Annotated in this window: 15 protein-coding genes; 3 read left to right on the top strand and 12 right to left on the bottom strand. The window is 71.5% G+C overall.

Translation table 11 applies throughout. The features are described from left to right. Positions 1–78: 78 nt before the first annotated feature. Complete coding sequence (locus ACS5RC_RS09210; RefSeq protein ID WP_478343555.1) at positions 79–1,692, bottom strand: alpha-amylase family glycosyl hydrolase; 1,614 nt, start codon at positions 1,690–1,692, stop codon at positions 79–81. Positions 1,693–2,029: 337 nt separating this feature from the next. On the opposite strand from ACS5RC_RS09210, the gene ACS5RC_RS09205 reads away from it, so the two are divergent. Continuing rightward, positions 2,030–4,564, top strand: a complete 2,535-nt coding sequence (locus tag ACS5RC_RS09205; RefSeq protein WP_478343554.1) for a glycogen/starch/alpha-glucan phosphorylase — start codon at positions 2,030–2,032, stop codon at positions 4,562–4,564. Positions 4,565–4,651: 87 nt separating this feature from the next. On the opposite strand, the gene ACS5RC_RS09200 is transcribed toward ACS5RC_RS09205, so the two are convergent. The 5 genes from ACS5RC_RS09200 to thrC all read right to left on the bottom strand — a co-directional run bounded on the left by ACS5RC_RS09200 (position 4,652) and on the right by thrC (position 12,348). Next, a complete protein-coding gene (locus ACS5RC_RS09200; protein WP_478343553.1) occupies positions 4,652–5,578 on the bottom strand; it encodes a ferredoxin reductase domain-containing protein in 927 nt (308 codons plus the stop codon). Between the two features lie 30 nt (positions 5,579–5,608). Beyond that, positions 5,609–5,908: a hypothetical protein gene (locus ACS5RC_RS09195; RefSeq protein ID WP_478343552.1), complete on the bottom strand. Its 300-nt coding sequence runs from the start codon at positions 5,906–5,908 to the stop codon at positions 5,609–5,611. A gap of 688 nt (positions 5,909–6,596) precedes the next feature. Further along, entirely contained in the window at positions 6,597–9,470 is a 2,874-nt protein-coding gene (locus tag ACS5RC_RS09190) for an EAL domain-containing protein (protein WP_478343551.1), read from the bottom strand. Positions 9,471–9,643: 173 nt separating this feature from the next. Beyond that, complete coding sequence (locus ACS5RC_RS09185) at positions 9,644–10,939, bottom strand: M16 family metallopeptidase (RefSeq protein ID WP_478343550.1); 1,296 nt, start codon at positions 10,937–10,939, stop codon at positions 9,644–9,646. Next, a complete protein-coding gene (gene thrC / locus ACS5RC_RS09180; protein ID WP_478343920.1) occupies positions 10,936–12,348 on the bottom strand; it encodes a threonine synthase in 1,413 nt (470 codons plus the stop codon). Before thrC ends, ACS5RC_RS09185 begins: the two co-directional genes overlap by 4 nt. A 472-nt stretch (positions 12,349–12,820) precedes the next feature. On the opposite strand from thrC, the gene ACS5RC_RS09175 reads away from it, so the two are divergent. After that, positions 12,821–15,073: a methyl-accepting chemotaxis protein gene (locus ACS5RC_RS09175; RefSeq protein WP_478343549.1), complete on the top strand. Its 2,253-nt coding sequence runs from the start codon at positions 12,821–12,823 to the stop codon at positions 15,071–15,073. A 20-nt stretch (positions 15,074–15,093) separates the two neighbouring features. On the opposite strand, the gene ACS5RC_RS09170 is transcribed toward ACS5RC_RS09175, so the two are convergent. The 4 genes from ACS5RC_RS09170 to ACS5RC_RS09155 form a co-directional block, all read right to left on the bottom strand. Then, positions 15,094–15,507, bottom strand: coding sequence for a DUF4864 domain-containing protein (locus ACS5RC_RS09170; protein ID WP_478343548.1), 414 nt, complete (start codon positions 15,505–15,507; stop codon positions 15,094–15,096). Between the two features lie 106 nt (positions 15,508–15,613). Beyond that, positions 15,614–16,522 (bottom strand): alpha/beta hydrolase, encoded by a 909-nt coding sequence (locus tag ACS5RC_RS09165; RefSeq protein ID WP_478343547.1) that lies wholly within the window; start codon positions 16,520–16,522, stop codon positions 15,614–15,616. 255 nt (positions 16,523–16,777) lie between these two features. Further along, positions 16,778–18,244 (bottom strand): sodium:solute symporter family protein, encoded by a 1,467-nt coding sequence (locus tag ACS5RC_RS09160; protein WP_478343546.1) that lies wholly within the window; start codon positions 18,242–18,244, stop codon positions 16,778–16,780. Beyond that, entirely contained in the window at positions 18,241–18,456 is a 216-nt protein-coding gene (locus tag ACS5RC_RS09155; protein WP_478343545.1) for a DUF3311 domain-containing protein, read from the bottom strand. Before ACS5RC_RS09155 ends, ACS5RC_RS09160 begins: the two co-directional genes overlap by 4 nt. A 183-nt stretch (positions 18,457–18,639) precedes the next feature. On the opposite strand from ACS5RC_RS09155, the gene ACS5RC_RS09150 reads away from it, so the two are divergent. Further along, complete coding sequence (locus ACS5RC_RS09150; protein ID WP_478343544.1) at positions 18,640–18,870, top strand: hypothetical protein; 231 nt, start codon at positions 18,640–18,642, stop codon at positions 18,868–18,870. A 31-nt stretch (positions 18,871–18,901) separates the two neighbouring features. Here the strand turns inward: ACS5RC_RS09150 and ACS5RC_RS09145 are convergent, their stop codons facing one another. Both ACS5RC_RS09145 and ACS5RC_RS09140 read right to left on the bottom strand, forming a co-directional pair. Continuing rightward, a complete protein-coding gene (locus ACS5RC_RS09145) occupies positions 18,902–19,918 on the bottom strand; it encodes an alpha/beta fold hydrolase (protein ID WP_478343543.1) in 1,017 nt (338 codons plus the stop codon). Positions 19,919–20,029: 111 nt separating this feature from the next. Continuing rightward, complete coding sequence (locus tag ACS5RC_RS09140; protein ID WP_478343542.1) at positions 20,030–21,895, bottom strand: ABC-F family ATP-binding cassette domain-containing protein; 1,866 nt, start codon at positions 21,893–21,895, stop codon at positions 20,030–20,032. Between the last annotated feature and the right edge of the window lie 40 nt (positions 21,896–21,935).

The raw sequence follows: 21,935 nt of genomic DNA, 5'->3' as shown, positions 1-21,935 counted from the left end.
TGGCAACGCCTCTCAACCGCTGGGGTTCCGGTGCGTTGCACAATCCAGGCCATGAAAACGGTTAAGCCGCCGTTATCTTTATCGCAGCGCAGCGTGATCCCAAGATCGGGGCAGGGTCAGGATCAGGCCCTCGTTCGGTGCGAGCGCGACGGTTCCCGAGGCGGCTTCGCCGCTGCGGCCGGCGGCGCTCGAGAGCAGGATTATTCCGCCGTCGACGTCGTCGATCGGGATCCGCCGTTCCGCACCGCCGAAGTTCAGGATCACCCGGATGCGTGTGTCGGCGTCGGTGCGGTCATAGGCGAAAATGTCGTCGAGCCCGGTCGGAACGGTGCAGTAGTTGCCTAACGCCAGGGCAGGATGCTCGCGGCGCAGCGCGAGCAGGCGCCGATGCAGGGTGAGGATCGACCCGGGCGCGTCCTGCAGGCACGCGACGTTCCGGGCGGCACAATCCTCGGACAGCGGCAGCCAGGGCTCGACCGCGCTGAAGCCCGCCTGGAAGCCGTCGTCCCACTGCATCGGGGTGCGCTCGGGATCGCGGCCGTGACCGGGCTCGTTGCGCTCCCAGGGATCGCGCACCCGGTCGGGTGGGATCGGCACATGGCCGAGGCCGATCTCGTCGCCGTAATACAGCGTGGGGGTCCCGCGCAGCGTCAGAAGCAGCATCGCGGCGATGCGGGCCTGGGCCTCGCCGATGCGGGCCGCGATGCGGGGCTGGTCGTGGTTGCCGAGCACCCAGTTCGGCCAGCCGCCCTCGGGCAGCCCTGCCTCGTAGTTCTCGACGAGGCTGGCCACCGCGTCGGCGCGCCAGGGCGTCTGGATCAGCTGAAAGTTGAAGGGCATGTCGGCGCCCGAGAGATCAGGTCCGTAATAGGCCATCAGCCGCTCCAGCGGCAGGTAGATCTCGCCGATGAGGACGCGCTCGCCGTAGGCGCGCAGCACGGCGCGCATCTCGGCGATCACGTCGAGCACTTCGGGCCGGTCGGCAGAGTAGACCTGGGTGAAGCGGTTGATCTCCGGCAAGTGCTCGCGAAACCCCGGATTGACCGGGTTGTCGCGGAACCCCTCGTCCTTGATCAGATGCCAGATCACGTCGACCCGGAATCCGTCGACTCCCCGCTCCAACCAGAAGCGCAGCGCGTCGTACATCGCCTCGCGCACCGCAGGGTTGCGCCAGTTCAGGTCCGGCTGCTCGCGCAGGAAGGCGTGGTAATAGTATTGCCCGGTCGTCGGATCGAGCGTCCAAGCCGGGCCGCCGAAATTGCTCAGCCAGTTGTTCGGGGGACCGCCGTCGGGCGCGGGATCGCGCCAGATGTACCAGTCGCGTCGGGGGTTGCCGCGCGAGGCCCGGCTCTCGCTGAACCACGGATGGGCGATCGAGCTGTGGTTCGGCACGAAGTCGAGGATGACCTTCAGCTTGCGCCGGTGCGCCTCGGCCACCAGGGCGTCGAAATCCGCCAGCGTCCCGAAGAGGGGGTCGATGCCGCAGTAATCGGCGACGTCGTAGCCGAAATCGGCCATCGGGGAGGGATAGATCGGGGAGATCCAGACCGCGTCGACGCCGAGCCAGGCCAGGTAGTCGAGGCGGGCGGTGATGCCCCGGAGATCGCCGACGCCGTCGCCGTCCGTGTCCTGGAACGAGCGCGGATAGACCTGATAGACGGTCCCGCGCTTCCACCAGGCGGTCTCTGTCATGGGCTGTCCTCGCGAATCCACGCGGACAGCGTTAGCGGCTGCGCCGGCCCGAGGCGACCTGCAAATCCGATCGGGGACGGACCCGACGGCCGCATTCAGCATTGCTTCAAGCGGGGGGTGCACACTCGCCCGTCACGGCCGATCTGTGTCGACCATGCCACAATCGGCCGGCTCAACGCGCGGTGAGGGCGGGTTAGGCCTCATGGGCGCCTCGACACGGCCACAACGCGGTCCCAGGATCATCGATCCGGGGAGCCGGCGCTGATCACCACCGCCAGAAGTGGGTGACGCATCGGTGACGCGTTCACGCGCCGGCGCAACGAATGGGGGTTTTGACGTGCTCAACGAAGTCCTATCTCCGCCCGCCGCGGGTGTCGAGAAGCGCGACGCGGTTTCGGCCGCCGATCATACCGATGCGCCGCCTGCCAGCGCCTGGTCGAAGCCGGCGCGCGCCTCCGCGGGGGATCCCGTCGTCGAGATGCGCGAGGCCATCCGGTCCAAGCTCGCCTACGCCATAGGCCGGACGCCCGCCAATGCCCGCGAGCGCGACTGGTTCGCCGCCACCGCGCTGGTCCTGCGCGACCGGATCGTCGATGCCTGCACGGCCGCGGAGCGGGCCGTCCCGAACAAGCGCGTCTACTACCTCTCGCTCGAGTTCCTGATCGGGCGGCTCCTGTCCGACGCGATGAACAATCTCGGCCTCGTGGAGACGACGCGCGCGGCGCTCAAGGAGCTCGGCGTCGACCTTGGCGCCGTCGAGGGCGCGGAGCCCGATGCGGCGCTCGGCAACGGCGGCCTCGGACGCTTGGCCGCGTGCTTCATGGAGAGCATGGCGAGCATCGGCATCCCGGCCTACGGCTACGGGATCCGCTACGATCACGGGCTGTTCCGCCAGTCCTTCGAGGACGGCTGGCAGCGCGAGGCTCCCGAGACCTGGCTCGCGGAGGGCAATCCCTGGGAGTTCGTCCGACCCGAGGCCACCTACACGATCGGCTTCGGCGGCACCGTCACCCTGTCGATGGTGAGCGAGGGCGTGATCCGCCGGAATTGGCAGCCCGCCGAGACCGTCAGGGCGGTCGCTCACGACGTGCCGGTGGTCGGCTGGCGCGGGCGCACCGTCAACACGCTGCGCCTGTGGAAGGCCGAGGCCGAGGCGCCGATCGATCTCGCGCGCTTCAACGGCGGCGACCATGTCGGCGCGGCGGCGAACCGCATGCATGCCGAGGCGATCTCGCGCGTGCTCTACCCGAGCGATTCCTCGACGGCCGGGCAGGAGTTGCGCCTGCGCCAGGAATACTTCTTCACCTCGGCCTCGCTGCAGGATCTCGTGCGGCGGCACGTCCTCGAGCGCGGCGATGTGCGGTCGCTGCCCGACCACGCGGCGATCCAGATGAACGACACGCATCCGGCCATCGCGGTGCCGGAGCTGATGCGGATCCTGCTGGAGGATCACGGCCTCACCTGGGACGATGCGTGGCACGTCACCACCAACACGCTGAACTACACCAACCACACCCTGCTGCCCGAGGCGCTCGAGACCTGGCCGGTCGAGCTGATGGAGCGCCTGCTGCCGCGGCACATGCAGATCATCTACCTGATCAACTGGATGCATCTCGAGGAGCAGGGCCGCCAGGGCCAGCACGATGCCGCGCACCTCGCCGCCGTCTCCCTCATCGACGAGTCGCATGGCCGCCGCGTGCGGATGGGGCACCTCGCCTTCCACGGCTCGCGCCGCGTCAACGGCGTCTCGGCGCTCCATACCGCGCTGATGCGCAAGACCGTCTTCGCCGACCTGCACGCGCTCGACACGGACAAGATCGTCAACAAGACCAACGGCATCACCTTCCGGCGCTGGCTGCACAACGCCAACCCGGCCCTGACGAAGCTCGCGGTGGAGACGGTCGGCGCGGGCGTGCTCGATGATCCGGAACTGCTCCGCGGCCTCGACCGCTTCGCGACGGACAGGGCCTTCGTCGAGCGCTACGCCGCGGTGCGGCGCGGCCGCAAGGCGATGCTCGCCGACGTGATCTACGACCGGACCGGCATCGCGGTCGATCCGTCCGCGCTGTTCGACGTGCAGATCAAGCGCATCCACGAATACAAGCGCCAGCTCCTCAACGTGATCGAGACGGTGGCCCTCTATCAGGCCATCAAGGCCGATCCCCAGCGGAACTGGACGCCGCGCGTGAAGATCTTCGGCGGCAAGGCTGCGCCGAGCTACACGCAGGCCAAGCTGATCATCAAGCTCGCCTGCGACATCGCCCGAGCGGTCAACGACGACCCGGAGGTGGCCGACCGGCTCAAGGTGGTCTTCCTGCCCAACTACTCGGTCAGCCTCGCCGAGGCGATCATCCCGGCGGCCGACCTCTCCGAGCAGATCTCGACCGCCGGCATGGAGGCGTCGGGCACCGGCAACATGAAGCTCGCCCTCAACGGCGCGCTCACGGTCGGAACGCTCGACGGCGCCAACATCGAGATCCGCGACCATGTCGGCCCGGAGAACATCTTCATCTTCGGGCTCGACGCGGCGGGCGTCCAGGCCCGCTCCGCCGAACCGCACTACGCCCGCGACGCGATCCAGGCCTCGCCGCGGCTGGCCGCCGCCCTCGACATGATCGCCTCGGGCCGGTTCTCGCCGGAGCAGCCGAACCGGTTCCGGCCGCTCACCGACGACCTGCGCCATCGCGACCAGTATCTCCTGACGGTCGACTTCGACGATTACTGGCGCGCCCAGCGCGAGATCGACGCGGCCTGGGCGGACCCGGCCGCGTGGTGGGCGAAGGCGATCCGCAACACCGCCCGGATGGCCTGGTTCTCCTCGGACCGCTCGATGCGCGAATACGCTCAGGAGATCTGGCGGGTCCGGACCTGACACAAAAGCCCCTCTCGCCGGACGGCGGGAGGGGCCTCGCGGCCCCGGGCGGCGGCTGTCTCGCCGCCGCTCCGGGGCCCGTCGGTCTCAGATCTCGTCGAGGAGGATCGGGTAGCAGCGCGCGCCGACGGAGGCTGCCAGGACCTGCACGGCTCCGACCGTGGAGGCGCAGCCCGCCACGTGGACGACGTCGCTGGCGCGCAGGGATGGCAGATGCGCCGTCAGCGGGCCGGGCCGGACGTCGGGCGGTCGCTGGCGGCCGCGATCGGTCGTGAGCACGATCCGGCCGACGCCGGTGCGGTAGAGCCAGGCGATGCTGTCGCGCATGTAGAGATCGAGCGCGTCGCGGGCCCCGACGATCAGCGTCATCTCGCGGTCCGGCTCGATGTGGCGGGCGGCGTGGGCGATCGACCAGATCGGCGCGAAGCCGGTCCCGGCCGCGACCAGGACGAGGCGGCCGCCGCCGGGCCGGTACTGCCCGCGCCCGAGCGGGCCTTTCAGCTTGACCGTGGCGTTCGGTGCCAGCGCTTCCACGAAGCTGCCGCCCTCCTCGGAGCGGGGCAGGTGAAAGATCGCCTCGTTGAGCTCGGCTGAGCCGTCGGGACGCAGGGTCGGGCTCAGCGTGACGGGGGCAAGCCCCTCGAAGCTGACGGCGACCTGATGGCCCGGCTCGAGCACGAGGCGCTTCGTCAGGGTGACGACCACCTCGACCACGTGCGGGGTGAGCACCCGGATCGCGTCGAGCGTTCCCTTGCGGCTGAGAGCCGGCAGCCGCGGCGCGTCCGGACGCGGCGCGCTGCTCTGCGCGGGGGGCGGCCTCAGGCCGTCCACGCGCTCGCGGCGCAGCTTCGACCGGCGCGCGGCAGGCCCGGGCCCCTGCCCGAGCAGGGCAGATCCGTGCAGCGCCTGCAGCGACCCGATCATGCCCTCGGCGAGGGCGGCCTCGACGGGCGTATCGCCGGTAGAGACGCGCACGGCCTTGCCGTTGAGGATGAGCGAGCAGCGCGCGCTCATGGGCGTCTCCTAATCACGGATGATGGTCGATCAGCGAAGGCGCAGGAGCAGTTCGTCGACGAGGGCGGCCCAGCGGTCCCGCGTGGTGGTGCCGTCGGGAAGGCCCTCGCTCCCGGCCTCGAGGCGGGCGCGCAGACTCGCGGCCTCCCGACGCTCGGCGTCGACGATCGCCTTCAGGAGAGCGATCTCGGTCTCGAGCGTTTCCCGATCGCGTTCCTCATCAGCCTCGAAGGCCTCCGCATCCACGCTGTCCGGAATGGTCTCAACCGGCTCAGGAAGATGCCGGGTGTGTTCCAGGCGGATCGGACGAGCGATCAGCCGCCGCACCACGTCAGGTCCTCCGACCGGGTCCAATCGCCGAGCCGCTTCGGCCATATGCCACTCCCCTCGACAGGGCCGCGGCGCAAGACTGTGCGCCGCGATCCGTCCTTCGACAGGAACCTGACGCAACATGGTTAAGGCGGACTTAAATCAATGCGCGCGCTCGTCTCCCCGATGCTTGATCTCGACCGGCCGAGATCTCGGCACGGGCCCGTGCGGGACAGGCACATGCGGGCGCTCTCTGAAGAGTCCGATCGCGCTCCAGACCATCGGATTGAGGAGCGGGGACTTCGCGGATCCAGAGCGGCATCGCGACGGCCCATGCGACCGGGACATCCCCGGTGCGGTGTCCTCGCTGCCGAACCGCACCCGAGACCCGATGGCGACACCGGCGGAGATCGCCCGGACGCCACACATGATGAGCCGATCCTCCCGCGAGGGTGGCCGCGCCGAAGGCGGCTCTCCATCGCGCACGGACATGTCGTCCTTCGGCTTTCGTGTCGGACCGGCCGCGATACGCGCGTCGCTGCCGGCCCCGACCGCCGGGACCGCGCCTCCGATGCCTCAACGGGGATGACACGAACGGGGAGGGAGCCGCGTGGGAACCGGAATCCGTGACACGGCGCGACCGGCCAACGTGCCGGGCCTCAAGGCGGCACGGGCCGCCGCACCCGTCCCGCCCGCGCGGGAGAGCCCGTCAGGCGGCCTCGGGCGCGGCCCCGACGAGTTGCCGGGCCTGGAGCATCGTCATCGGCTCGCCGAACGCATAGCCCTGCGCATATTCGCAGCCGAGTTCGCCGAGCGCCTGGGCGTCGCCCTCGGACTCGGCGCCCTCCGCCACGATCGCGAGGTCGAGCTCGGCCGCCATCTTCACGATCGAGCGCAGGATCGCGGTCTTGCCGGTGGCCATCTGGCGCACGAAGGACTGATCGACCTTGATCGTGTCGAAGGGAAAGCGCTGCAGGTAGGACAGGGCCGAGTAGCCCGTGCCGAAATCCGACAGGGCGAGGCCCGCGCCGAGATCGCGGATCCGCGCCAGCATCTGCGCGGCGTATTCGGGGTTCTCCATCACGAGGCTCTCGGAGAGTTCGAGCTTGAGCGAGCCCGGAAGCACCCCGGAGCGGGCGAGCACCGTCTTCACGTCGTGCAGGAGATCGTGCCGCAGGAGCTGGCGCGAGGAGACGTTGACCGAGGCGAAGATCGGCGGCTCGACCTCGAGCGCCCGCTGCCAGGCCGCGAGCTCGAGGGCGGTGCGCTCCAGGGCGAAGATGCCGAGATTGACGACGAACCCGCTCTCCTCCGCCACGGGCATGAAGGTCGATGCCGGGATCCGCCCGAGCTTGGGATGGTCCCAGCGCAGCACGGTCTCGAAGCCCGCGACGGTGCGGTCCTCCAGGCGCACGACCGGCTGAAACAGCACCTTCATCTCGTTGCGCTCGATGGCGCGGCGGAGGTCGCCCTCCAGAATGGTGCGGTCGGTGCGCTCGCTGCGCATGTGGGCGCGAAACACCTCGATCCGGTCGCCCCCGCCGCGCTTGGCGTGGATCATCGCCATCTCGGCGTTCTTGAGCACGTCGTCGCGCTTGGTCTGCGCGCCGGTCTCGTAGAGGGTCAGCCCGATCGACACCGTCAGGAAGATCTCGCGGTCCGCGTAGGTGATCGGCGTCGCGATCGCCCGGCGGATCATCTCGGCGAAGGCGAGCACCCGTTCGGGCTCGCGCTCGGAGAGCAGGATCACCGCGAACTCGTCCCCGGCCACGCGCGCGAGGGTGTCCTGCGGGCGCAGCAGCCGGCCGAGGCGGCGCGACAGGGTGAGCAGGATCGAATCGCCCGCCGAGAGCCCGATGGCGTCGTTGATGCCCTTGAAGCGGTCGATGTCGAGGACGATCACCGTCGGCTTCAGGCGCGGGTCCTGGCCGGCGAAGGCCAGCGCCGCGTCGAGCCGGTCGCCGAACAGCTCGCGGTTGGGCAGGCCGGTGAGGCTGTCGTGGACCGCGTCGTGGAGCAGGCGCTCCTCGGCGGTCTTCACCTCGGTGACGTCCGCGATGGTGCCGACGATGCGGATCACCTCGCCGTCCGACCCGATCACCGGCCGCGCCTTGAGCCGGTACCAGAGATAGGCGCCGGAGACGGCGCGCAGGCGGAAATCGTGGACGATGCGACCGCGCCGCTCCTCGATCACGGTGTCGAGGGCCGCCGAGTAGCGCTCCACGTCGAAGGGGTGGAGCAGGCCGAGCCAGTTGGCCGCCGGGCCCTCCAGGGTGCCGCGGCCGAGGCCGAGCTGGCCCTCGATCTCCTGGCCGGCGAAGACCCGGTCGCCCGGCACGTCCCAGTCGAAGACCACGTCGCCCGCCCCCGTGAGCGCCAGCGCCCGCCGCTCGGTATCCGAGACCAGCGCGTGCGAGAGGCCGCCGCCCGCGAAGGCGTGCTGCATCACTGTGAAGCCGATCAGCATGACGATCAGCACGAGGCCGCCGATCAGCGCGGGCTGCACGAGGTCGCTGCCGATCTGGCCGGTGACGGCGAAGCCCGCCGCCGTCACCCAGATCACCAGCAGGGTCCAGGTCGGCACCAGCAGGATGGCGCGGTCGTAGCCGTTATGGGCCGCGAGGTAGACGATGAGCAGGAGGCCGACCCCCGCCACCGCGGCGATCGAGATCCGGGCGACGCCCGCCGCCACGGGCGGGTCGAACACCGCGAGCCCGACGAGGCCCGCCAGGAAGGCGAGCCAGAAGAAGGCGACGTGGCTGTAGCGCACGTGCCAGCGCGAGAGGTTGAGATAGGCGAACAGGAAGACGAGCAGCGTGGCGCCGAGCACCGCCTCGGCGGAGGCCCGGTAGACCCGCTCGGCCAGCTCCGTCACGGTGAAGACCCGCTGCAGGAAGCCGAAATCGATGCACGCGTAGGCGAGCACCGACCACGCCAGCGCCGCGGAGGCCGGGAAGATGATCGCGCCCTTCACCACGAACACGATGGTCAGGAACAGGGCGAGCAGGCCCGCGATGCCGATGATGATGCCCTTGTAGAGCGTCAGGCCGGCGGCCTTCTTGCGATAGGCGTCCTGGTCCCAGAGATGGACCTGCGGGATGTTCGGACCCCTGAGCTCCGCCACGTAGGTGACGGTGGTGCCGGGATCGAGGGTGATCACGAACTGGTCGGCTTCCGGGTTCTCGTCGCGCTCCGGCCGGATGCCCTGGCTCGCGGTGATCGCGGCGATGCGCGAGCCGCCGAGATCGGGCCAGACCACCCCGGAATCGACGAGCCGGAAATGCGGCGCCACCAGGATGCGGTCGATCTGCTCGTCGGTGTCGTTCGTCAGCGCGAAGACCATCCAGTCCGGCCGCGCGCCGGTGTCGCGCGCCTTGACCACGATCCGGCGGACGATGCCGTCCTTGCCCGGGGCGGTGGAGATCTGGATCAGGTCCCCGTCGGAGCGGTAGCGCTCGATCGCGGGCGTCAGGTCGATCACCGGCGCGTCGAGGGTGACGCGCACCGCCTCGACCGCGCCCGCGGGTGCGCTCGCCGCGAGGGCGCCGACGAGGACCGCGAGGATGAGGGCGAGGATGCGCAACGGGCGAGGATTCCGGCCGGGCGTGGGAGCGCGTCTACGGCTGAGCTTCGGGCAGTGGTAACGGTGCGGTCGGAGACCGGCAAGGAGGCCGGCAGGGCGACGCGGGGCGGCACCCCGGGGATCGCGCGCGTTTGCGGCCAAAACAAGTTGGCGGCGGGGGCGCGGACCCGGTTTCAGGCCGCCCGCAGGCCGGCGGCGATCCGGTCGAGGCCCGGGAGCTTCTTGATCGGGCCGATCGCGGCGAGCGTCGGGGTGCCCGAGAGGATGCGGGCGCCGGCCGCCCGCACGTCCTCGACGGTGACCGCATCGACCTTGGCGATCACCTCGGAGGCCGGGATCACCCGGCCCCAGGCCAGGATCTGCCGGGCGTTGCGCTCGATGCGGCCGCCGGGCGTCTCGAGCGCGCCGAGGAGCGAGAGCTTGAGCTGGGCCTTGGCGCGGGCGATCTCCTCGGGGCCGAGATCGCGCGTCGCCCGCACCGTCGCCTCCAGGGTGACGTCCACGAGTTCGGCGAGATCGCCCCCGGAGGTGCCCGCGCCGATGCCGAACAGGCCGCAATCGGAGAAGGGCCAGTGGAAGGCCTGGATCTCGTAGGCGAGGCCGCGGGTCTCCCGCACCTCCTGCCACAGGCGCGAGGTCAGGCCGCCGCCGAGCACCTGCGCGAACATGTGGAGGGCGTAGTAGCCCGGGTCGCGGAACGAGAGGCCCGGCAGGCCGAGCACGAGGTTGGCCTGCTCGAGCTTGCGCGGCATGCGCCGCTCGCCGCCCCCGTAGGTGCCCGGCACGGTCGCGGGCGCCTCGGCCCGGGGCAGGGCGCCGAAATGCCGCTCGGCCGCGGCCACGAACGCCGCGTGGTCGACGGCGCCGGCCGCCGCCACCACGGTGCGGTCCGGGGTGTACTCGCGGGCGAGATAGGCGCGGATCGCGCCCTCGTCGAAGCTGCGGATCGTCTCGGGCCGCCCCAGGATCGGCCGGCCGATGGGCTGGTCGGGGAAGGCCGCCTCGGTGAAGGCGTCGTAGACCACGTCGTCCGGGGTGTCCTCGACGGCGGCGTATTCCTGCAGGATCACGCCCTTCTCGCGCGCGAGCTCGCCCGGGTCGAACACCGAATCGGTGAGGATGTCGCCGATGACGTCGAGGGCGATGCCGACATCCTCGCCGAGCACCCGGGCGGTGTAGCTGGTGCCCTCGGCCGAGGTCGCAGCGTTGATCTCGCCGCCGACATTCTCGATGTCCTCGGCGATGGCCCGGGCCGAGCGGGTGCGGGTGCCCTTGAAGGCCATGTGCTCAATGAGATGGCTGAGGCCGCTCTCGTCGGCCCGCTCGTGCCGCGAGCCGGCCCCGACCCAGACGCCGAGCGTCGCGGTGGCCACGCCCGGCATCGCCTCGGTCGCCACGGTGACGCCGTTGTCGAGCCGCGTCAGCTTCAGCGAGGGCGAGGCGCCGTGGGTGTCGAAATGCTGGTTCATGCGCCCCTCAGGATGCGCGCGCGGTCGCGGATCAGCGCCTCGACGGCCGCTTGGTCGTTGGGAACCCGGGTGGTGCGCTCGGGCCGGTCCATCAGGTCGGCGAGGTGCGGGGGCAGGGCGGGCCGCAGGCCGCCGGTGGCCTGGGCCACGGCGTCCGGGAACTTCGCCGGATGTGCGGTCGCCAGTGCGACGACGGGCGTGCGCGGATCCCGGGCCAGCAGCCGGCGCCCGGCGCGCACGCCGATGGCCGAGTGGGGATCGAGCACCATCCCGGTCGCCGCGTGGGTCGCGCGGATCTCGTCCATCACGTCGGGCTCCGGGACCGCGTGGGCGTCGAACTCGGCGCGCACCGTGGCCAGCACCGCGTCGTCGAGGCGGAAGCCGCCCGATTGCTTGAGCCCCGCCATCAGGCGCCGGATCGCGCCGGCGTCGCGGCCGAGCGCCTCGAACAGCAGCCGCTCGAAATTCGAGGAGATCTGGATGTCCATCGAGGGCGAGGTCGTGGGGGTGACGCCCTGCAGGTCGTAGGCGCCGTGCTCGAGGGTGCGCACTAGGATGTCGTTGGCGTTGGTGCCGATCATCAGGCGCTCGATCGGCAGGCCCATGCGCTTGGCGACCCACCCCGCCAGGATGTCGCCGAAATTGCCGGTCGGGACCGCGAAGGAGACCGGGCGGTGCGGGGCGCCGAGGGCCACCGCGCTGGTGAAGTAATAGACCACCTGTGCGGCCACGCGCGCCCAGTTGATCGAGTTCACGCCCGACAGCTTCACCGCATCGGCGAAATCCGCGTGCTGGAACAGGGCTTTGACGATGGTCTGGCAATCGTCGAAGGTGCCCTCGACGGCGAGCGCGTGGACGTTGGGCGCATCGACCGAGGTCATCTGGCGCCGCTGCACCTCGGAGACCCGCCCGTGCGGGTAGAGGATGAAGACGTCGACCTGATCGAGCCCGCCGAAGGCCTCGACGGCGGCCGAGCCGGTATCGCCCGAGGTGGCGCCCACGATGGTGGCGCGGCTGCCGCGCCGGCGCAGGACGTGGTCCATCAGCCGCCCGAGCAGCTGCATCGCCACGTCCTTGAAGGCCAGCGTCGGGCCGTGGAAGAGCTCGAGCAGGAACAGGTTGTCGTCGAGCTGGACCAGCGGGCAGATCGCCGGATGCCGGAAGGTGGCGTAGGCCTCCTCGATCATCCGGTCGAGGTCGGCATCCGCGATCTCGCCGTCGATCAGCGGTCGCAGCACGCGCTTGGCGGCGTCGGCGTAGCGCAGGCCGGCGAGGCCGGCGATCTCGTCCCGCGTCAGGCCCGGCCAGCTCTCCGGCACGTAGAGCCCGCCGTCGCGGGCGAGACCCGCCAGCAGGGCGTCGGAAAACGAGAGCGGCGCGGCGTCGCCGCGGGTCGAGACGTGCAGCACGAGGGCCTCCGGGAGAAGGCGCACCCTCTACACGATGGCCGGCGCGGTGTCGAAGGCCGGCGCGGATCCCGTGCTGCGGTGCGGACGGACGGTTCTCCGGCGGGCGGAGCCCGCCCCGGGCTCGACGCGGCTCTCGCCGGGCCTCCGGGGGGCGCCGCTCGAAGGCTGCCGGGTTCCGGCGGCGGCCTCCCCCGGCACCGGGTCCACCGGTCGGGCCGCGCCTCGGGAGGCCCGACGATCGGCTTCCCATGCCGGATTCTCAGGCCGGTCTCCCATGAGGTTCTCCCATGAGGGACAATCGATCATTCTGCCGGGGAGCGCGCGCGCGGAACTCGGGAGGGACGACAGGTTTCGCATCATTTGGCCGGCCGGACGGCAGTAAGACTCGGCGCTTTTTAACAACTGATGAGCAGTATCATGCAATGGTTACAACCGATAATTGCCCGCCGAGATTATCGAGGAGCCAGTTCTGGTGCCCGCCTTCACCATGCGCCGCAAGCTTGTCGCCACGGCGAGCCTGTTTCTGATTCCGATCTGCCTGTTCGCCGCGCTGTTCGTGCAGCAGGCGATGACCAACGTCCATTTCGCGGAGGCCGAGCGGTCCGGGCTCGCGCAGATCCGGGCCGTCTGGCCCGTGATGCTGCAGATCGCGACCCAGCCTCCGGGCGTCGCGCTCGATCGGGCGGCGGTCGAGGCCGAGCGCGCGGCGGGCGCGGCCCTGTCGGAGGCCAACAAGGCCCCCGCGGCGGCCGACGACCTGGGCAAGGCCCTGTCCGGCACGGACCGGGCCGCCCAGATCTCCGCGGCCCATGCGCTGATCGATGCCATCGGCGACGGGTCGAACCTGCTGCTCGATCCCGACCTCGACTCCTTCTACGTGATGGATGCGGCCGTGGTGCGGCTGCCCGACATGCTCGAGCTGAACTGGCGGCTGCTCGCCCAGGCGCGGGCGCAGGCGGAGAAGGCGACCCTCTCCAAGGCCGAGTATGCCGCGACCCTGATCGAACTCGGCAAGCTGCGGGCCGACCAGGAGGGCGTCGAGCGCTCCCTCGCCAAGGCCTTCGCGGCCAATGCGGGGGCGACCAAGCAGGCGCTCACCGAACCCCTGGCCGCGTTCCAGCGCGCCTACAGGGACCTGTTCTCGGCGGCCGACGCCCTGGCGGAGGCGCACGAGGCCGGCCGCCGGCCGCAGCGGGAAGCGGCGCTGTTCGAGGGCGCCATGGCCGCGGCCATCGCGGCCGGCGATCGCCTCCAGACCGAGGCGGCCGTCGAACTCGACCGCCTGCTCAAGACCCGCATCGACGGCTTCTCCAACGCCATCCTGGTCGCCGGCACCGTCGGCTTCGGCGTCACCGCCGGAGCCTTCCTGATCGCGTGGCTGCTGAGCCGCTCGATCGTGCGGGCGCTCGAACGGCTCGGTCAACGCATCCGGACCCTGGCTGACCAGGATGTCACCGCCGACGTGCCGGAGGCGCGGGGCCGCGACGAGATCGCCGAACTCGCCCGCGCCGTCGTGCAGTACCGCGACCGCACCGCGTCCCATATCGCGGAGGCGTCCCACGCGGATCGCATGGTCGAGCGCGAATCCTGGGTCGCCTACATGGTCGAGATCTCGGAGCGGATCACCTCCGCGACCCAGACCGCGATGCGGCGCTTCAAGACGGTCGCGGACGCGATGGGCGACTCGACGCAGCACGTTCGCGGGCACGCCTCCACGACGAGCGAACGGCTCGACCAGTCCGTCGTCAACCTGCAGGCCTCCGTCGCGGACGTCACGGGGGTGGCCGCCGCCCTGGCCGAATTGTCCGCGTCGGTCTCCGAGATCGCGGGTCAGGCCTCGCAATCGAACGGCGTGATGCGGCAGGCGATGGATCAGGTCCAGGCCGCCCGCGCGCTCGCGGTGCAACTCGATGAGGCGAGCACCCGGATCGGCAGCGTCACCGACATGATCAACCAGATCGCCGGGCAGACCAACCTCCTGGCGCTCAACGCGACCATCGAGGCGGCGCGGGCGGGCATCGCGGGCCGCGGCTTCGCGGTGGTCGCGAGCGAGGTGAAGGCCTTGGCCGCCCAGACCAGCCAGGCGACGGTGGAGATCGGCCAGCAGGTCGCGGCGCTCCGCACCACCTCCCACGAGATGCTGACGGCCATGGGCAACGTCACGGCGACGATCACCACCATGGACGCGGCGGCCGCGACGATCGCCAGCGCGGTGGAGGAGCAGAGCGCCACGACGGCGGAGATCGATCGCACGGTGCAGACCTCGGCCGACCGCACGCGCTCGGCCATCGCGGATCTCGACGCGCTGCCGGCGGCGACGCGCGAGACCGATCGCCTCGCGGGGCATCTGGCGAAGCTGGCCGAGGATCTGCTTGGCGAGGCCGGGACGTTCAGCACGGAGCTCGAAGCTGTGGTGCGGGCTATCTCCGAGCGGCGGGCGTACGAGCGCCGGCGGTCGGACGCGACGGTCCGGGTGAGCATCGACGGCGTGTCCCGCGAGGCGCGGCTCCACGATGTCAGCGTGCCCGGCGCGCGCCTGCAGATCCCGGATCAGGACCTCGCGGTCGCCAGCGCGGTCACGATCGATTTCGGGGATCGCCGCGCCCGCCGCGGCTCGGTCGTCCATGTCGGGCCCGACGGCTTCGGCGTGAAGCTCGTCGAGACGGACCATCTCGATCCCGCGCTGATCGCCTCGCTCACCTCGGAGGCCCGCCGCGCCGCGTGACCGGCCCCTGTCGGCGGCCCCTAGAGGCTGGTGCCCGGGGCCTTGGCGAGGCGGCAGCCGGTGATGCGCCAAGCGCCGTCCGCCTGCCGCTCCAGGATGTACTCGGCGGTCCAGTCGATGCCGTACTCGTCCTGGATCGCCACGTCCTGCGACAGGCCCGTCTCGCCCTGGTCGCGCCCGGCGCCGAAGACGAAGCTGCGGTGGCGGTAGACCGGCCGGTAATGGGTGCGCACCATGCCGATGAACACCTCGGCGGTGGGAAACTGGCCCTGGATGGCGGGCGCCGCGAGGGCGTAGGCCGCCGCCGCATCGTCCCGGGCCAGCGCCTCGGCCTGGCGGGCGATGGCGGCCCGCGCCGCCTCGCGCGCGCCGTCGTCGGCCGCCCGCACCGGGGCCGCCGCGAGGAGCACGAGCAGGATCAGAAGGGCGCGCATCGCAGACACTCCACCCGACCGTGCCGCCGGACCGTCGGAGTGTAAGGCGGCGGACGGGGCCGGCAAGGTGCGGCGGCCGTGGCGGCCGGGGCCGCGGCGGGCCGGCCTATCCGCCGAAGAACGCCGCCAGCGCCGCGCCCGTCGCCGCCGGGTTCTCCTCGGCCAGGAAATGGCCGGCCTCGATCGCGGCGCCCTCGGCGCCCGGCGCGAAGGTGCGGCGCCAGGCCGCCAGCGCCGTCTCGGGCTTGCCGCGGTCGAGATAGGCCCGGCTCGCCAGCACTAGGACCGGCATCGGCAGCGTGCGGCCGGCCGCGAGGTCGGCGGCGTCGGCCTCGCGGTCGGGCCCGGCCCCGGCGCGGTAATCCTCGCACATCGCGTGGATGCGCTCCGGGACATTCCAGCTTTGACGGTAGAACGCGAGCGCACCCGGGTCGAAGGCCGAGAGGTCGTGCGCGCCGCTCCAGTCCCGCAGCAGGCCCTCGAAATAGGCGTCCGGGTCGGCGCCGATGCGGCGCTCGGGCCCCGGTGCCGGCTCCGCCAGGAACGACCAATGCGGGTTCAGTCCGGGCGCGTCCGCGATGCGCTCCCACTGGACCAGGGTCGGCACGATGTCGAGGAGCGCGAGCCGCGCCACCCGGCCGGGCTCGTCGAGGGCGAGCCGATAGGCGACCCGCGCCCCGCGGTCGTGGCCGGCGATGCTGAAATGGACGTGTCCGATCCGCTCCATCAGGGCGACGATCTCGCGCCCCAGCGTGCGCTTTGCGTAGGCGGCGTGCGCCGGATCGCCGGCGGGCGCCGCGGACCAGCCGTAGCCCTTCAGGTCGAGGCAGATCACCCGGTTGCCGCGGGCGAGGGCGGGCGCCACGCGGTGCCAGAGGGCGTGCGTCTGCGGGAAGCCGTGCAGGAGGAGGAGGGGGGGCGCGTCCTCGGGGCCGCCGATCCGCGCGAAGGCCTTGCCCCAGGGCGCCTCGAGCCAGCGGGCCTCGAAGCCCGGAAACAGATCGGCGTCGCTCATCCGGGTCCCTCTCGCGTCCTGCCCCGCCACCGGCCGACAACGCGGGCCGGGGCCGGCGGCTCCGGGTGACCCGGCCTCAGCCGATCTGGGTGAGGAGCGTGATCGCTCCGAAGATCAGCACCGAGAGGACGGCGACGGCCAGGAGGATCAGGGCCGCGCGCGATTCGCGCAGTTCCGGCGACATGGCGTAGTTCCCGCTCCCCGCTCGAGGCCCCAGCCTCGCATCCGCGCCCGGGCCTGTCGAGGCGGTCCCGGTTACAGGCTGCCCCGCGCCGACACCCCGGCCCGCGCCGGGAGGCGGGCGACCAGCGCCGTCACCGCGAGGTTCAGGACCAGGGCCACGACCCCGATATTGATGTCCTGCAGGGCCGGGGGCAGCATCGGCAGGGCCTGGGCGAGGGTCAGGCCCGAGAGGGTGATCGCCGCCACCGCCGCCACCCCGGCGACGATGCCGGCGCCCGCGGCGCGCCGGTCGATCGGGTTCTCGCGCATCAGGCTCGCCAGGAAGGCGGGGAAGAGCTGGGTGACGAAGTTGTAGCCCATCAGCAGCAACTGCACGATGGTGTCGCCGCCCGCGAGCGCGAAGCCGACGCAGACGAGGGCCAGCACCGGCACCAGCGCCTTGGCGAGCCGGGCCGTCGAGGCGTCGTCGGCCTCCCGGCGCAGGGGTCGGTAGAGGTTGTTGGCGACGAGCGTCGCCCCCGAGATCAGGATCATCGAGCCCGGCACCAGGGCGGTGAGAACGCCGGTGGCCCCGACGATCCCGACGAACCAGGGCGGGAAGCTCTGGAGGGCGAGGCGGAACAGCGAGAGATCGACGTCGGGCCCCGAGAGACCCGACACCTGCAGCACCGCGGTGAAGCCCACCAGGAACACGAACAGGTTGATCAGCTGGTAGAGCGGCAGCAGCGCGGCGTTGCGGCGGAAGCTGCGGGGATCGCGCGCCGTGTAGAGCGAGGCGAAGGTGTGGGGCCACATGTAGGCGCCGAGCGCGGTGAGCAGCGTCGTGCTGGCGAACCATGTCGGGCTCTGGCCGCGCTCGGGCAGGGCGAGGAAGCCCGGCTTCGCGGCCTGGATCGCGGAGAACAGCCCAGCATAGCTGCCGTAATAGTGCAGCGGCAGGTAGATCCCCATGAACACCACCACGGAGAGGATGCTCACGTCCTTCATCACGGCGGTCCAGGCCGAGCCGTGCACCCCCGAGACCACCACGTAGGCGGTGACGGGCGCCGCCCCGATCCAGACGGCGAGCGTCGGGGAGACCGCGCCGTAGGAGGCGGTGGAGACGATGATGCCGAGTCCCTTGAACTGCAGCACCATGTAGGGGACGAGCGCCACCAGGCCGACGAGCGCCACCAGCATGCCGAGGGCCGGGCTGTCGTACTTCGCGGCGAAGAAATCCGGCTGCGAGACGAGGCGGCGCTGCTTGGCGTAGGCCCAGACCGGCGGCAGGATCCAGTACGAGGTCACGTACGCGAGGGTGATGTAGCAGAGGATGTAATAGGCCGGCCCGCCCTTGCCGTAGGCGATGCCGGAGCCGCCCAGGAAGGTGAAGGTGGTGTAGATCTCGCCCGCCATCAGCAGGAAGACCAGCGCGGTGCCGAAGCCGCGCCCGCCCACCGTCCATTGCTCCAACCCCATCTCGCGGCCCGCGCGGGCGTAGAGGCCGAGGCTGAGCGCGGCGAGGAAGCCGCCCGCGACGATGACGAGGGCGACGCTCACAGGTGCTCTCCCGGATCGCCCGCCCCGGGGCGGTTCCGCGGGTCGAGGGCGTAGATCAGCGCCATGATCGCCGCGGTGGCGACGACGCAGCCGACGAGCCAGGCGAGCAGCAGCGGTAGGCCGAGGACGAAGGGCTCGACCCGGTTGAGGAAATAGGGGCCGACGAGCATCCCGAGGAACGGCAGGACCGCGAGCCACCGGATGAGGATCATGCGCGCCCTCCCGCTGCGGCCGCCCGGGCCACCGCGGGAAAACGACCGAGCCGGCAAAGCGTTCACCCGCGTGTGCGGCCGCACGGCATGTGACGCAGCGCACAGAACCTCAATCTCTGGGTGTCTAGCTAGGCCGCAATGGCCGCGGCATCGCTCGTCGCGCCTCAACCGGAGGTTATGGTCATGCCGATCTCGATCCGATCCGCCCTCGTCGGCCTCGCCGCCCTGCTCGCCGTCCCGGCGCTGGCGCAGGCCCGCGAGATCCATGCCGCCAAGGCGGTGGCGAAACCCCAGACCCGCGCGGCGATCGCCGCCTCGGCCGGCTTCAGCGCCCGCATGAGCCGGCTCGACGCCCTGATGGGCGTGCCCGCCCGCACGGGCAGCCGCGCCCGCTCCGCCAACGCCGAGGACTGAGCGGTCCAGATCGGGCCGGCTTAGGCCCGGCTCAGGCGACGCGGCCGAGGAAGGCGTCGTAGCGGGCGCCGACCTCGGATAGCCGCTCGAAATGCGGGAAGGCGCCGGTCGGCAGCGCGTGGACCTCCCAGTTCGGACGGGCGGCGAAGCGGGGCGCATCGCGGTAATCGACGAAGTCGCCGCGCTCGCCGTGCAGCATGAACACCGGCAGCCACAGGGCCTCGTAGAGCCGCGTGGTGTCCGTCGGGAACAGGTGCCCGGCGATGAAGCAGTAGGGCGCGTGCTCGGCGCCGTGCTGGTGGGCCGACGCGTAGTCGTAGGCGAGCAGGCCCTCGTCGATCCGGGACGAGCCCCAGGTCTTCTCCAGGAAGAAGCGCATGCTCGGGCGGCTCGTCAGGGCGTCGAACAGCGCCCGCCCCCAGGGGCGCGCGTCGAGGGCGTTGCGCAGGCCGTCGCGCCCGCGGTTGCCCCCGGTCTCGCCGCGTCCCGACAACCGCTTGTCGAAGCCCGCGGGGCTGATCAGCGCGAGGCTGCGGTAATCCTGTGCCCGCTCCAGCGCCGCCCGGGCGAGATAGGCCGAGGACAGGGACAGCGCGAGCGCGTCGATCCGCTCCCCGCCGTGCCGGCGCCGGATCTCGCCCGCCACCGCGTGGATCGCCTCGACCATCAGGTCCGGGGTGTAGCGCCGCCGCGTGCGCTCCGAGAAGCCGAAGCCCGGCAGGTCGAGGGCGTAGACCGGCCGGGTGCGGGCGTAATGCGTGTAGAGCGGGCGCACCTCGTAGGCGTTGGCGGCCGCGTTCACCGAGTGGATCAGCAGCATTGGCACGCCCTCCCGCCCGGCCTCGCCGTAGAACGAGACCCGGCCGGCCCGCGCCGTGTCGAGATCCTCGCGGCGCCCCGGCAGGGCCGGGCGCATGGGAGCCCGGTGGGGGATCGCCAGACGGCTGTAGGCGAGCCAGCCCGCCGCCGCGCCGAGCGCCGAGAGGCCGAGCCCCTTGGCCGCGCCGCGGGCGAGGAGGGGGAGAATGCTGTGGGGTTTGCCGGCCATGGTGCCTCGTCTCGACCGAGGACGCCTCGTCTCGATCGAGCCGACAACGCGGGGGAGGGAGGTGCGTTGCGCCGCTTGAGCCGTCTGTCCGGCCGGATGTCTCGCCGCAGCTCAGGCCGCCTCGATCTCGGTGCTCAGCTCCAGCCACTCCTCCTCGGCGGCGCCCAGCGCGGTGACCGCGTCGGCGCGCATCTTGGCGATCTCTCCGGCCTTGGTCGGGTTCTCGCGGAAGGCCGAGCCGTCGGCGAGCGCCGCGTCGATCTTGCCGATCGCCGCGGTGAGCTTGGCGATGCGGGCCTCCACGGTGTCGAGCTTCCGGCGCAGGGGGGCGAGGGCGGCGCGGCGCTCCACGCCGGCCCGGCGGGCCTCCGCCTGCTTGCCGCCCGCCGCCTCCGGCGCGCGCTCCTCGGCCCGCTCGGGACCGGCCAGCACGAGGCGGCGGTAATCGTCCATGTCGCCGTCGAAGGTCTTCACGGTGCCGTCGGAGACGAGCCAGAGCCGGTCGGCGCAGGCCTCGACCAGGAAGCGGTCGTGGCTGACGAGGATCACCGCGCCCTCGTAGTCGTTGATCGCCTCCACGAGGGCCTGGCGGCTCTCGATGTCGAGGTGGTTCGTCGGCTCGTCGAGGATCAGGAGATGCGGCCCGTGGAAGGCCGCGAGTCCCATCAGGAGGCGGGCCTTCTCGCCGCCCGAGAGCTGCTGCACCGGCGTGTCGGCCTTGTTGGCGCCGAAGCCCAGGCGCGCGGCGGCGGCGCGCACGCGCGCTTCCGGCACGTCCGGCATCAGGGTGCGGACATGGGCGTAAGCGCTCTCGGCCGGGCGCAGCTCGTCGAGCTGGTGCTGGGCGAAATAGGCGACCTCCATCTTGGAGGAGCGCCGGACCTCGCCGGTGAGCGGGGGCAGTCGCCCGCCGATCAGCTTGCAGAAGGTCGACTTGCCGTTGCCGTTGGCGCCGAGGAGCGCCACCCGGTCGTCGGGGGCGAGGCTCAGATTGAGCCCCGAGAGCACGATCCGGTCGGGATAACCCGCCTGCACCCGCTCCATCGCGACGATCGGCGGCGAGAGCGGCTTCTCGGGGCTCGGCAGGTGGATCACCGGCACGTCGTCGTCGAGGAGCGCGGCGATCGGCTCCATCCGGGCGAGGCGCTTGACGCGGGACTGCGCCTGCCGCGCCTTGGTGGCCTTGGCCTTGAAGCGGTCGATGAAGCTCTGGAGATGGGCGCGCTCGGCGTCCTGCTTGGCTTTCGCCTTGGCCTGGAGCACGCGCTTCTCGGAGAGCTGCTTGGCGAAGCTGGTGTAGCCGCCGCGGTAGATCGTGAGCTTGCCGCGGTCGAGATGCAGGATGTGATCGACGCTCTCGTCGAGGAGATCGCGATCGTGGCTGATGATGATCGCGGTGCGCGGGTACTTCTCGAGGTAGTCGTAGAGCCAGAGCGTGCCCTCGATGTCGAGGTAGTTGGTCGGCTCATCGAGGAGCAGCAGGTCCGGCTCGGAGAACAGCACCGCGGCGAGCGCCACGCGCATGCGCCATCCGCCCGAGAAGTCCGAGCAGGGGCGCCCCTGCGCCTGCGCGTCGAAGCCGAGGCCGTGCAGGATCGCGGCCGCCCGCGCGGGGGCCGAATGCGCCCCGATATCCACGAGCCGGGTCTCGATCTCGGCTCGGCGGAAGCCTTCCGCGGTCTCGGCCTCCGCCAACAGGCGGGCGCGCTCGGTGTCGGCCGCGAGGACGACGCTGTGCAGCGTTTCGGGGCCGGCGGGGGCCTCCTGGGCCACGGCGCCGATGCGCATGCCCTTCGGCAGCGACACCGCCTTGGCGTCGACCGGCAGCTCGCCGAGGATCGCCTTGAACAGGGTGGTCTTGCCCGCGCCGTTGCGGCCGACGAGCCCGACCCGGGCGCGATCGGGAATCGCGAAGCTCGCGCCGTCGAGGATCAGGCGGTCGCCGATGCGGTAGGTGAGGTCGTTGACGCGCAGCATGTCCGCGTTCTGGCGGCGCGGGCGCGGGCTTGCAAGGGTG

The sequence above is a fragment of the Methylobacterium sp. HJ2 genome (assembly GCF_056431005.1).
This window is presented reverse-complemented; position numbering and strand designations above follow the sequence as displayed.

Coding starts and splice junctions, on each gene's coding strand:
- ACS5RC_RS09210 (WP_478343555.1), bottom strand. CDS start 1,692: ATGACAGAGACCGCCTGGTGGAAGCGCGGGACCGTCTATCAGGTCTAT.
- ACS5RC_RS09200 (WP_478343553.1), bottom strand. CDS start 5,578: ATGAGCGCGCGCTGCTCGCTCATCCTCAACGGCAAGGCCGTGCGCGTC.
- ACS5RC_RS09185 (WP_478343550.1), bottom strand. CDS start 10,939: ATGAACCAGCATTTCGACACCCACGGCGCCTCGCCCTCGCTGAAGCTG.
- ACS5RC_RS09170 (WP_478343548.1), bottom strand. CDS start 15,507: ATGCGCGCCCTTCTGATCCTGCTCGTGCTCCTCGCGGCGGCCCCGGTG.
- ACS5RC_RS09165 (WP_478343547.1), bottom strand. CDS start 16,522: ATGAGCGACGCCGATCTGTTTCCGGGCTTCGAGGCCCGCTGGCTCGAG.
- ACS5RC_RS09155 (WP_478343545.1), bottom strand. CDS start 18,456: ATGATCCTCATCCGGTGGCTCGCGGTCCTGCCGTTCCTCGGGATGCTC.
- ACS5RC_RS09150 (WP_478343544.1), top strand. CDS start 18,640: ATGCCGATCTCGATCCGATCCGCCCTCGTCGGCCTCGCCGCCCTGCTC.
- ACS5RC_RS09145 (WP_478343543.1), bottom strand. CDS start 19,918: ATGGCCGGCAAACCCCACAGCATTCTCCCCCTCCTCGCCCGCGGCGCG.
- ACS5RC_RS09140 (WP_478343542.1), bottom strand. CDS start 21,895: ATGCTGCGCGTCAACGACCTCACCTACCGCATCGGCGACCGCCTGATC.